The sequence below is a fragment of the Trichocoleus sp. ST-U1 genome, from assembly GCF_039961835.1.
In the GTDB taxonomy this organism is placed as follows: Bacteria; Cyanobacteriota; Cyanobacteriia; order Cyanobacteriales; family FACHB-T130; genus FACHB-T130.
This window is the reverse complement of record NZ_JAMPJZ010000122.1, coordinates 1-12,318: the sequence shown is the minus strand read 5'-3', so window position 1 is coordinate 12,318 and position 12,318 is coordinate 1. Positions and strand designations below refer to the sequence as shown.

10 protein-coding genes and 1 rRNA gene are annotated in these 12,318 nt (G+C 46.4%); 5 read left to right on the top strand and 6 right to left on the bottom strand.

Annotation, left to right across the window (positions count from 1 at the left end):
• Both NDA06_RS24920 and NDA06_RS24915 read right to left on the bottom strand, forming a co-directional pair.
• On the bottom strand, positions 1-1,635 hold a 1,635-nt coding region (locus NDA06_RS24920), incomplete at its 3' end, for an ABC-F family ATP-binding cassette domain-containing protein (RefSeq protein WP_348251904.1).
• Positions 1,636-1,890: 255 nt separating this feature from the next.
• Positions 1,891-2,748 carry a prohibitin family protein gene (locus NDA06_RS24915; protein ID WP_190532269.1) on the bottom strand — a complete coding sequence of 286 codons (858 nt, stop codon included), beginning with the start codon at positions 2,746-2,748 and terminating at the stop codon, positions 1,891-1,893.
• A gap of 92 nt (positions 2,749-2,840) precedes the next feature.
• Here NDA06_RS24915 and NDA06_RS24910 point away from each other — a divergent pair, with 92 nt between their 5' ends.
• Complete coding sequence (locus NDA06_RS24910; protein ID WP_190532271.1) at positions 2,841-3,722, top strand: alpha/beta hydrolase; 882 nt, start codon at positions 2,841-2,843, stop codon at positions 3,720-3,722.
• Here the strand turns inward: NDA06_RS24910 and NDA06_RS24905 are convergent.
• Positions 3,719-4,342 carry a 2OG-Fe(II) oxygenase gene (locus NDA06_RS24905; protein WP_190985710.1) on the bottom strand — a complete coding sequence of 208 codons (624 nt, stop codon included), beginning with the start codon at positions 4,340-4,342 and terminating at the stop codon, positions 3,719-3,721. The genes NDA06_RS24910 and NDA06_RS24905 overlap by 4 nt on opposite strands.
• Positions 4,343-4,539: 197 nt before the next feature.
• On the opposite strand from NDA06_RS24905, the gene NDA06_RS24900 reads away from it, so the two are divergent.
• Positions 4,540-6,831, top strand: a complete 2,292-nt coding sequence (locus NDA06_RS24900; RefSeq protein ID WP_190985711.1) for a DNA phosphorothioation-associated putative methyltransferase — start codon at positions 4,540-4,542, stop codon at positions 6,829-6,831.
• Between the two features lie 129 nt (positions 6,832-6,960).
• On the opposite strand, the gene NDA06_RS24895 is transcribed toward NDA06_RS24900, so the two are convergent.
• Complete coding sequence (locus NDA06_RS24895; RefSeq protein WP_190985712.1) at positions 6,961-7,533, bottom strand: hypothetical protein; 573 nt, start codon at positions 7,531-7,533, stop codon at positions 6,961-6,963.
• A 15-nt stretch (positions 7,534-7,548) separates the two neighbouring features.
• Between NDA06_RS24895 and NDA06_RS24890 the strand changes: the two genes are divergently transcribed.
• From NDA06_RS24890 to NDA06_RS24880, 3 genes are all read left to right on the top strand, one after another.
• On the top strand, positions 7,549-7,779 hold the full coding sequence (locus NDA06_RS24890) for a nucleoside triphosphate pyrophosphohydrolase (RefSeq protein WP_242047444.1): 231 nt from the start codon (positions 7,549-7,551) through the stop codon (positions 7,777-7,779).
• A gap of 113 nt (positions 7,780-7,892) precedes the next feature.
• Entirely contained in the window at positions 7,893-9,041 is a 1,149-nt protein-coding gene (locus NDA06_RS24885; protein ID WP_190985713.1) for an acyl-CoA dehydrogenase family protein, read from the top strand.
• Positions 9,042-9,044: 3 nt separating this feature from the next.
• Entirely contained in the window at positions 9,045-10,130 is a 1,086-nt protein-coding gene (locus NDA06_RS24880) for a nucleotidyltransferase domain-containing protein (RefSeq protein ID WP_190985714.1), read from the top strand.
• 42 nt (positions 10,131-10,172) lie between these two features.
• Here the strand turns inward: NDA06_RS24880 and NDA06_RS24875 are convergent, their stop codons facing one another.
• Both NDA06_RS24875 and rrf read right to left on the bottom strand, forming a co-directional pair.
• Positions 10,173-12,020, bottom strand: a complete 1,848-nt coding sequence (locus NDA06_RS24875) for a caspase family protein (RefSeq protein ID WP_190985715.1) — start codon at positions 12,018-12,020, stop codon at positions 10,173-10,175.
• A gap of 190 nt (positions 12,021-12,210) precedes the next feature.
• Positions 12,211-12,318 (bottom strand): 5S ribosomal RNA (gene rrf / locus NDA06_RS24870); the annotation flags it as partial.

Sequence of the window (12,318 nt, the reverse complement as noted above, 5' to 3'; positions counted from 1 at the left end):
AGCTTCGCGCAATGCTGCTTCTTCTTCGGCTTTCTTGTAGTCCAAGTAAACTGAGTAATTGCCTGGATATTGGCGCAGATTGCCACCCTCTTCAAAGGAAAATATTTTATCTACAGCGCGGTCGAGGAAGTAGCGATCGTGGGAGACACAAATCATACAGCCAGGGAAATCTTCTAGATAGTCTTCTAGAACCGCCAGGGTTTGAACATCTAAGTCATTGGTGGGTTCATCAAGGATTAGAACATTGGGCGCACTCATCAAGACGCGCAACAGAAATAGGCGACGTTTTTCCCCACCAGAAAGTTTGTGAATCGGGGCATATTGTTGATTGCCGGGGAAAAGAAAACGCTCCAACATTTGGGAAGCCGTAATCTGAGTGCCATCGGCAATTTTGAGATATTCTCCAACTTCTTTAATGTAGTCAATCACTCGCAAATTTTCATTCAATGCAGCGAGTAATTCTTCAGAGTGTTGGTTAAAATAGCCAATGTGAATGGTAGAGCCAATGTCAACGCTTCCAGAATCCGGTTGAACGCGCCCAGTGATAATATCCATCAAAGTCGATTTGCCTGCACCATTGCCACCGATGATGCCGATACGATCTTCGGGACTAAATTCATAGGTGAAATCTTTGATTAAGGTGCGTCCATCGTAGGCTTTAGAGATATTCATTAAATCAATAACTTTTTTGCCAATCCGACGACTCAGAGTGGAAATATCGACTTTGCCCTGAGTCTGTTTGAACTCAGTTGCTTGCATCTCGTGGACGCGATCGATCCGAGCTTTCTGCTTGGTACTGCGGGCTTTTGGCCCTCGCTTCAACCATTCCAATTCTCGGCGAAGTACTCCCTGATGTTTGCGCTGACTGCTGACAGCAGACTCTTCAGCGAGGGCTTTTTTCTCTAAATAGTAGGAATAGTTACCCGCGTAAGTGTAGAGGTCGCCTCGGTCGATTTCAAGAATTCGGTTGGTGACGCGATCGAGAAAATAGCGATCGTGAGTGATGAGCAGAATTGCTCCTCGATAGCGGTTCAAATAGCTTTGTAACCACTCAACAGATAGGGCATCTAGATGGTTAGTTGGTTCATCCATCAGCAACACTTCGGGTTCTGAAAGCAAAGCGGTTGCCAAAGCAATTCGCTTGCGATAGCCGCCGGATAGAGTAGCAATTTTGGCGTTAAAATCTTCAATTCCTAGCTTGGTGAGGATGATTTTGGCATTTGTCTCCAGTTCCCAAGCACCCGTGGCATCCATGCGTTGCATGACGGTAGAAAAGCGGGACATGAGCTGGCTATCTTCTCGATTGTGAGCCAGTTTGTCTGACAGTTCTTCATATTCGCGGACAAGGGACATTTGCTCCCCGCTATCGGCAAAGACTTGCTCTAGAACGGTGAGATTTTCATCTAAGTCGGGTTGCTGAGGTAAGTAAACAATCCGTACTCCTGAGTTGACTAAAAGTTGACCGCCATCAATCGGTTCTAGTCCGGCTATCATCTTCAACAGCGTTGATTTTCCGGAGCCATTGGTACCGATTAGACCGACTTTATCTGTAGGATCTAGGCTAAAGCTGGCATCTTTTAAAATTTCTTTGATGCCAAAGTCTTTTTTAACTGATTGCAGTGTAAATATGCTCATCTTATTCTCAACTTTGTTTGGAGGGAGTAGGTGTTGCCCGCGAGTTGCCTAAATAGAGGGCGAAGCATTTGGGAGCGGAATTTCTTGGAGTGTGTTTGGGTTTATCCCCCGAATGCTTCGCCCCTACAAAACCATCTATGTAGGGGCGAAGCATGAGCATAACTGAGCGTAACGATGTGTTAGCTGGCAACCCTTAATTTTATTCGCTCATGGTTCGCCTTCTTAATTCTGACGAGGCGAATCTACCCCCTAAAACTATTGATGGGAAGTTGCATCCTGAAGATTACCCAGGTTAAAGAGAAATGGGATACTGCTATTAGAGTCACCACCCGTGACGAGAACTTTTGGCATTTGGGAACCTCCTTGTCTCCACGCTTCGATCGCTTCTTTCTGAAGAACTAGCCCACCCCCTTGTTGCTTTAGGGTTTCAGCTAGGAGTCGTTGAGCCTCAGCTCTACCTTTAGCACGATTGATGTCTGCTTGGGCTTCTTGTTCAGCTTCTTGCGCCACATAGACTGCTCGTTGTGCCCGCTGTTCGGCGATTTGTTTTTCTTCAACTGCTCTCGCAAACTCTGGCGAGAAAGTTAGGTCAACGACACTAGTATCTAGCACGATAATTCCGTACTTATCTAACCGTTGACCCAAGGCAGTATCAAAGTCTTGTTTCAGTTCCTCTCTTTTAGTAATTGCTTCTTCAACGGTTCTCCTAGCAGCTGCTACTTTAAAAGATTCCTGAGTCTGCGGTGCAATAATTTTTGACACGATATTTTCTAAGGTTCCTTGTTTCCTTCTCACCTCAACGACTTGGGTAGGATCGAGGCGAAAGTTGATGGCAAATCTAGCAGTGAGATCCTGTAGATCCTTGGTAGAACTCTGTGCCGGAACTTCAAATTTTTGCACGGTCAAATCATAGATGTCTACGACTGATATCAGTGGTGGTTTGAGGTGGATGCCCTCTAGCACGGCTCCATCCCTCGCTTTCCCTAAGATGCTGATGACTCCTGCCTGACCTGGGTTAACAATTACAAAAGAATTGAGACTAATGAAGAGGACTAAGGCAGTGATAATCCCTAGAATTGATAATTGTAAATTCTGCGCGTACTGATTTTTCAAGAGCCGATCTCCTTTTGTTTTGGTGTGACTCAGGGGTTATGGTCTGCTACCTCTACTTCTGTATCACCCTTCTCCACGGTAAACTAAAACTCATGTTTACCCGTTTTCTACCATCCGCAGCCCAAGCGCTGACAGAATCCACCTCGATAGCCCTAGCAGAGAGTATCGAGCAGACTGCGATCGCAACTCCTCTCTCGCAACAGGCGATCGCTACCACCTACGTTCATCAGGGTAGCGGCGGAACGCCCATCCTGTTGCTGCATGGCTTCGATAGCTCTATATTCGAGTTCCGTCGCCTCCTACCACTGCTGGCAACCCAGAATGAAGCGTGGGTTGTGGATTTGTTGGGTTTCGGCTTTACCGAACGACCGGCTGGACTCCCGTTTAGCCCAACAGCCATTAAAACCCATCTCTACTACTTCTGGAAAACGCTGATTAACCAGCCAATCGTTCTCGTGGGAACTTCAATGGGGGGTGCAGCGGCAATTGATTTTACCCTCACCTACCCTGAAGCGGTGCAAAAGCTGGTGTTGATTGATAGCGCTGGTTTCGCCAGTCCCCCCAACATTGGCAGGTTGTTGTTTCCTCCCATTAGTAATCTGGCTACTTCATTTTTGCGAAATCAGAAAGTGCGCGATCGCATTTCACGCAGTGCTTACCACGATCAAAGCTTTGCCTCTCTCGATGCTTTACGGTGTGCGGCGTTGCACCTCGATCTCCCCAATTGGCATGATGCCCTGATTGCCTTCACTAAAAGCGGGGGGTACAACTTTTTGAGCGATAAAATTGCTCAAATCGACAAGCCGACACTGATTCTGTGGGGACAGTTCGACAGGATTTTAGGGACGGCTGACGCAGAGAAATTTAAAAGAGCGATCGCGCTTTCTCAACTCATCTGGATCGAAAATTGCGGTCACGTTCCTCACTTGGAACAGTCCCAAATTACCGCCCAGCATATTCTAGAATTTTGCTAAATTTTTAGCTTTTCCTTCTTCTTTCCCTTTGACTTAATTGCCCTCGATTCAATCGTAAACTCTGGAATCTCTTGGAGTTGGGCTTCACACAAGCTGTACTGCTCGCAAACCAAACTCAGGCGAAACCCTGAACTGGTGACTTGATTCACTGAATGAGTTAAATCGCCCTGAAAATCTAGCAGCGTGTTGGCTTGAGGGTGAATTTTTCCTACATTGCGCTTCTGGCAGCGTAACACTAACTCTCCTCCCATCAAATCCCGTGGCACTTGAACATAGAGGACACTCACCCAGGCTGGCGGTTCGATACTCTTGCAGTAAGAGCGCAGACTGCGGTCAATGTGGGGATCGACGCGAGAACCCTCCTTCAGCATCAAAGGATTGAGATAGAAAGCATTACACGTCGGGTGCAAAGCCACGTTGAGATAAGGTTTGAAAAAGGGAAAACTTCGTTCAACTTCGCTCAAGCCCGAACGCTGGAATACAACCGAAAATCCCTTAGTGCCGATAAAGTCGCGGTTCAAGTTGTTAACCGCAAAATAGGGACACGCGAGAATCTGCCCCTGCAATTCGCTGAGGTAGTCAGGCTCAAAAACTTGGTGCTGTAGGCGGTAGTAGCTCAAGAAACTCTCAGAAAATGAAATGTCCTTCTGTTAGTTGTATCGCTTGTTGCACCTTGTTGTGTATATTCCACCGCCCCATCCCGACTATTTCAAAATTAAGTAAATTATTTTTACAGAAATGAGCAAATCAGCAATTTAGGAATTAATAGGTTTACTCTACTTTGTATCCATCATTGTTTCAGGGAAATGGTGCGACCATGATGCTGAACCCATACAGAGTAGAAGAGTGGGATGCAAAGCTATTTCTGAACCGCTGCGCTAAAACACATCACCGTCAAGACATTCTCCTCTACCTTGCTGTTAGCAATGATTGTTCCCACCTGGAAAACTTAGCCGCCGAAGTTCACAATAATCTTCCGGGCTGGTTTGACAGCGACAAGCCGATTTTATTGGGCGCGAACGACCTGAGTGTCATTGTCAACTGCTGCCAACAAAGCCCCATCGGTAAATTGCTGCCGGGTGCCCTCTACGTTCATGTGTCAGCACTTTCTCAACTCGACCCTCTGCTGAGGCTCTACGAGGGCTATGCAAGACGAACAGTAGGACGTATTGATGGCGCTACCCTAATAAAATTCAACATCGAGCAGCCTAAAATCTCTTACTTGTTTTATCCTGACTTTGATACCGACCCTCATCCCGCCTTGCAAGCTAGCATTCAGATTGATGTTCGGGACGGGAGTTCAACTTACCGAGACTACAGTACTAGCGACAATCCCCCTGTCCTCCACCGCAAAGAAACCTTTGTCACCCCCGATTATCCCCACTACGAAAAATTCGCCAACCTCACTCGGCAAGAAGAGAAATTGCGGCTTTTAGACAAAACCCGTGGCATTGGAACGCTTCGGGGTTGGTTAGAATGCTTACAAGATTATGGTGTCGAAATCCAGGGTCATCAAGTTATTCGGCGGCAAGTTGTAGAGAACTTACATCCAACCTCTCTACATTCGACACTGCCTAAAATAGAGCGTCACAAAGCTGCAATTGCTCGTAAAAATCTTTCTCGCCCCGTGCGTCTCGCTTTAGAAGCTGGCTTATTTAGTGAAGATAGCACTTTCTTTGACTATGGTTGTGGCTACGGAAGTGATATTCAGCACATAGCGGAAAAGGGTTACGCCAGCGCTGGCTGGGACCCTTATTACTCTCCGGATACCCCTCGTACCAATGCTGATATTGTCAATCTCGGCTATATTATCAATGTCATTGAACGCACAGATGAGCGTCGAGAAGCATTATTAAACGCCTGGGAGTTAACAGGAAAAGTCCTTATTATTGCTGCACTGGTTTTAATTGATGACCGAGGCACGGGTCAAGTTGCCTACGGCGATGGGGTGATTACTCGCCGCAATACTTTTCAGAAATACTACGAACAGGAAGAACTTAAAATTTATATTGACCAAGTTCTTAATGTTAATGCGGTGCCAGTTGCACTAGGCATTTACTTTGTTTTCCGAGATGAAAGCCTTGCCGAAGCTTACCGCGCCTCTCGCTTTCGTTCCCGCGCCACAACTCCCAGAGTTCGTGCCAACATCAAGCGATTTGAAGATTATCAGGAAATGCTGGCACCCCTAATGGCTTTTGTCACCGAACGCGGTCGTCTGCCAGTCAAAAATGAAAAACCAGAATTAGAAAATTTGAGGGCTGAATTTGGTGGTTTTCGCCGTGCCTTTCAGGTCATTTTACAAGCAACTGACCAAAAAGAGTGGGATGCGCTCGCTCAAAAACGCCGCTTAGACCTTTTAGTTTATCTCGCGCTGGGAAAGTTAAATCATCTGAAGCTCAAACAAATCTCCCCAGAAGTCCGTAACGATATCAAATCTTTATTCGGTAGCTACGAAGACGCCTGGGAATTAGCCGAGGAAATGCTATTTAGTCTAGGCGATCCCGGTGTAATTGCTCAGTGTTGTATACAAAGCTTTGTTGGCTGTAACAGTGGTTTTAAATACGCACCTCTCTATCCTAGCTCCTTCATCGTTCATGTTTCAGCTTTTTCGGAACTCGACCCGTTACTGCGCCTCTACGAAGGCTGTGCCAGCCGTACAATTGGACGGATGGATGAAGCCACATTAATTAAATTTCACACCTATCAACCAAAAATTTCATATCTGTTTTACCCCAATTTTGACGCCGATCCTCATCCAGTCCTGCACACCAGTATGCAAATCGATCTGAGAGATTTGAGCGTCAGCTATCGGGATTACGAAGATGATGTTAATCCACCAATCTTGCATCGAAAAGAAACTGTTATCACCCCCGATTATCCGAATTATGAAAAGTTTTCCCGACTCACTCAACAGGAAGAAGACTGGGGACTTTTAGATGATGAACAGACTATTAAAACGCTTAGAGATTGGCAACGATGCTTAAAGGAAAACTGCCTAGAAATAGAAGATTACTGTCTTTGCTGGCGTAAAGACTCTGACCCGATTCGGGTTCAAGAATTAACAGCAGTTCGTGAAAAAAGGAAAAATACAAAAGTAACATCTTTTTAAACGCAAAGAGCGCAAAGGTTAACCCTGAGGTACGCAAAGATTTTTGTTTTCTTTCCTGGGGGTACCTTTGCGGTTTCCTTGGCATAACTTTGTAGTTAAAAAGTTCATGAAATTCAATTCAAAGTAGCTTCACAATTCTTTTGCTAACTGAATCCAATGTTCAATTCCCTTTTGTGTTGGTTGACCCGATGCTGTGAAAGTTCTGATGTCTTTTTTGTGTTGAAAACCATAACTGATATGAATTGGTTTATCTACTCCATAAAAGTATAGAGAATCAAATGGTAATTTTTGACTTAATATCCAATCGATAACGCGATCGCTATCTGAACCAACGATCAAAAAATCGCAGGCAGCGCCTAGTCGTTTACAGTAATATTTACCATTCTTGTTCATTTCATGCGCCATGTGCTGGTCTAGTTCCGGTGCAACTCGACCATTTTTATGACCTGTCGCCGAATCTTTTTTATCTAGGTATCTTTTTAAGTCCTTGGAACAAAAGCCATAAGTTAGGTGAAAATCATTAACGCCGAAATAGTCAATTATTGGATCTAAGATAAGTTGATTTAGCTTTTGTAGTGCAGGCAGCGTTTCTTCTGGATTTTGGGGAAATGGATAAATTTTGGATGCGTACTTTTGATAAGTCTGGGTACAGGTGCAAAAATCCTCTAAAGTAAGGTATTTTCCTAGGGAAACTTCTTTCATCGTTGAGGAACTATAGTGCATCAAGAGTATAATAAGCTGGTACGCGATCGCATTCCCGAAATCATTCATCAAGCAGGACGAGAGTGCAAAGTCCAGGTAATGTCAGAGGCAGAGTATCACCAAGCATTGCGAGATAAACTCATCGAAGAAGCGCAAGAAGCCGCTGAAGCTACTGCTCAAGACTTAGTGAAAGAACTCGCTGCCTATACGAAGTCATCGATGCCTTGTGTGCAGCTTGTCAAATAGAGCGTTCCTCAATTTTGGCAGAACAAGAAAAACGACGTTCAGAGCGAGGTGGCTTTGACCAGCGCTTTCGATTATTGTGGACTCAGTAGCCGCGAAGTCGATACGGTAGAGGTATGGATAACCCGCTACACCTGCTAGACATCGCCGAGTCTTATCTAAGAAAATCGGTTGCACCATTAGCCACACAGATAGATGGCAGCCCAGAAGCACTACGAGAGGCGCTTAAAGGACTTGGCGAACGTTCTTTACTGGCGTTGCGAGTTCCCCAAGAGTGGGGTGGTTCCGAAGTCAGTGAACAGACTTTTCGGACTTTTCAAGAGCTAATTGCAAGATATTCCGGTGCTTTGGCATTCTTGCAGGCTCAACATCAAAGTGCCGCTGGGATGCTTGTCGCCAGCAAAAATTGTTCTCTTAAATGCCAGTATCTTCCCCGTATGAGCAACGGGCAGATTTTAGTCGGCGTCGGCTTCTCTCAATTGCGGCGGCAGGGCGACCCAACTGTGAAAGCCTTTCCGGTAGAAGGGGGATATCATCTAGAGGGACAAGTGCCTTGGGTTACTGGCTGGGGCTTGTTTCAAGAGTTTATTGTCGCCGCAACACTCCCCGATGGGGGCGCAGTCTTTGGCATTGTGCCCTTTGTTGCGAGGGATCGGGAGAGGGGGGGTGCAATTACATTTACCCAGCCAATGCAACTGGCAGCAATGACCTCAACCAATACCGTCACTGCAAATCTTACCAGTTGGTTTTTGCCTCAAGAGCGTGTTGTCTCTATCAAGCCTGCGGGTTGGATTCACGAAAACGATTTGAAGAATGTCCTTCACCAAGGCTTTTTTGCTTTGGGATGCGCTAGAGCTGGACTTGATATTCTGGAAGCTGCCGCTCTAACCAAGCCAAACGCCTTTATTTCCAAAGCTTTTAAGTCACTCAACCGGGAACTCACCGCCTGTAGCACTGCCATCAGACATCCCCCTAAACCCTTTGCAGATCGTCTGCAAATCCGAGCTTGGGCAATTGATTTAGCTGTGCGGTGTGCCCATGCTGCCGTTACCGTTTCCCGTGGTGCCGCCAACTACAGCCACCACGCAGCACAGCGAGTTTACCGCGAGGCACTGGTGTTTACTGTTTCCGGTCAAACTACGGCTGTAATGGAGGCGACGCTCAACAGGTTGGTGCGTTCAGAATCCGCACTTTCTCTCAGCACTGAGGAGGCTCAGCCTGGGATTGAGAAACAGCAACTTGAAACTTATTCCTCATCCGATTAATCTATGAATCGCCAAGAAGTTGAAGATAGAACGATTCTGATTGCTTTGACAGGTTCCAGGGGCTACGGTTTAGCGACTGAAACCTCAGACTATGACTATCGCGGTATTTTTGTGGCAACTAAGCCTTATTACCTGGGATTTTCTCAAATTCAACAAAAGGATAGAGGTTGGACAGAAGAGCCAGGAGAATTTTCTTATCTGACTAAAGATACTTGTATTTATGAGCTGAAAAAATTTTTAGAACTGTCTGCCGACAACAACCCAAATATTTTAGAGCTTCTCTGGTTCAAAGATTATGTTCTTTTAACTGAAGTCGGTAATACCTTGAGACGCCATAAACAAATGTTTCTGTCAAAAAAGGTGAAGCACACTTATGCGGGATACGGTTATGCCCAAATAAAAAAATTAGAGTCTCACCGCCGCTGGTTACTCGAACCTCCAACCAGAAAACCTGAGCCAGAAGACTTTGGATTAGAACCTGCCCAAGCGCTGACGGTGGGCGAAATTCATGCGTTTCTAGAATATCTCTACTTGTTAATTAGAGGCCGAATTCAGTTTTTGGAAGAAGTGCAGGAACTTTATAATTTGCTAACTGCCAAAATTGATTTTAAGGGGGTATTGAAGCAATACGCTTTACCAGAAGAACCGCTGGAGTACACCCGGAAACTTACCGGCAGCTCGGAAGAATTTATTAAACTGCTGCAAAAAAGCCAGCAGTATCAAAACGCCCGCCGAGAATACGATAACTACCAACAATGGAAAAAAAATCGCAATCCAGCACGGGCAGCGATGGAAGCTAAAGTGGGGTATGACTCTAAATTTGCGATGCAGGCTATCCGCTTATTAAGAACAGGTATCGAAATTTTAGAGACACAAACCTTAATAGTCGATCGCCGGGAAACCGGCGATGCACGGGAATTGCTAGCCATTAAAAACGGCGAGTATCGCTATGAAGAAGTCATGGCGATCGCTAACAATTTGTACAAAGGACTCGATGAAGCCTACGCTAAATCTACCCTGCCTAGAAGTGTAGATAGAGAAGCAATTAATCGACTTTGTATTGATTTAGTGGCAATGCAAGGGTGGTAAGGCTAATAGCGGACAACGTTTTGTCTTTTGCAAATTTGGCTTTTACTTTGTACCTTGTACCTTTTTTTGCCACTGGTCAATTGCCTTCTGGGCAGTCGTATAGGTAGGGGTGTCTTTCGGGACTAAAGCCGCTGTCTGAATGGCTTCTTTAAGCCTTCCATCAGAGGCGCGAGTCTGCGCTGTCTGATAAATCGTTTTGCTCCACTGGGCAATTAACTGTTGTGCCTCGGGATATCCAGGCTGATCGGGGGGTACTTTGCGAACAGCGGCGATCGCGCGAGTGTAAGACGAAGCTTGCCCGGGTTGAATTAATCCTTGGGCAGATTGGAGAAGGCTTTTGTTGGTTCGCTGCTGCTGTGCTTTTTCACGCCAGCTGGCGATCGCTCCTTGAGCTTCCTTATAAAGGGACTGATTATCCTCTGGAACCAGTCGTGCCGCCGCGATCGCCTTATCAAACTGCCCTTGTTTTGCCCGCCCGTTAGCTAAATCCAGAATCACACCGCTCCAGCGTGCAATGTCTTGCTGTGCCTGTTCGTAGAGAGGTTCGCCTGGTTTTATTTTCTGGGCTTCTGCGATCGCCTGACTAAACTGAGAAGCTTGATTTGGGACGATCAAAGTTCTTGCTTTATCCAACACCACTTGATTCGCCCCCGCTTGGGTCTCGGTGCCCCCCACTGCATTCTGGGATTTAGAACCTGAAGAAGCTGACTGTAACGATACAGCAGTCGGTGTGGTGCTACCAGGAGTGGCATCCGTTGAAGTATTTATTGCCTGCTGACCGATAAATGCGGCTCGGTTACGGAGAAATACCCCCCCGATCAATGCCACTATCAGTGCGATACCACCGCACCACAAAAGCAGATTCAGCCACCAGGGTGTGTCATCTACAAGGGTAGTAGATGACACACTTGTCTGGGGGACGATAGCACCTTGACCAATCCCTGAGCGTATGCCGGAAGGGTTATAGTTTGTCTCCGATCCTTTAGAAGTCTGCTTCTGGGTCAAGGCGGCTGCACCAGCTACGTTATTATGCCCCACCATACCCGGAGTAGCCTCCTGACGATCCATTCCGACGTTGTGCATACCAGAAGTGGAAGCTACTGGAGGTGTATCTGAAGCTAAGGTCGCATTCCAGTTCATCACTCCGTTCGGGAGGAGCGTTGGGAGTTTGTAGTTACTTGCCGAAGAGGGTATTGCACTCAAGGGTATCTGAACCGGTCGCCAGTGGTGTTCGCTCAACTCAGGCAGGTGCGATCGCAGATAACGCTCCAGACTCTCCAAATTCTTGCCTTGGTTATATCGCAGTCCTTCTAGCAGTACTGCTGTAAATAATCCATGACCCAGTGAGGACGCTTCGTAAGAAAATTGATCAACTTGGCAGGACAGGACTGTGGCAATACCCATTGTTTGGGCTAATTCCAAAGTTTGCGCCCCTACCTTTGCACCTGCTTGACCGCCCTGACTGCGGTTTATATCTAGCAGCACCAAAATATTTTTAGCCGCCGACTCTTTGAGAGTGGTAAAGAGCGATCTTACTGATATACCAGTTTCCGCTATTTCATCTGGGTCTCCTTGACTGGGCATTAGGTAATCCTCCCCGTCGAGAGTCATTCCATACCCACTGAAAAAGAACCAGAGCGAATCATCGACGTTTACTGGCGCATGGCACCACTCATCAAACCAATCCAGCAGGTTTTCCTTAGTAGGGTAAGTTGACTGATCGCTAATCGGCGGTGAGGTGTCCGTTAACACCAGACACTCGTCTGCTGACCATCCAGCTTCGTCAACAAGAAACTGCCACAGCGTCTGTGCATCCGCTTGGGCATAGCTAAGAGGCTGGAAAAACTGATATTGATTGATGCCAATTGCGATCGCCCAGTGATTTGCCATGACCCATGCCCCAGATATCTATTAGAGAGGGTAGCCCAAAAATAGCATTTACTAACAAGCAAACTACAGGAAACGGCTTCTTTTGGCAATTGCACAGTGGAAACAAAGCAGTTTGCATTAGCTCAATCCTATAATAAAGGGTCGCTCTTGAAGAGCGACCCTTTATTATAGTCAATCTAACTAAAAATCAACCTGGCACTGAGCTATTTTCCCAGGCAGTCACCCACCGAGTATCTTCGCCGCAGTTGCGTTTCACCTCCGAGTTCGGGATGGAGTCGGTGTGGTTCCACAACGCTAG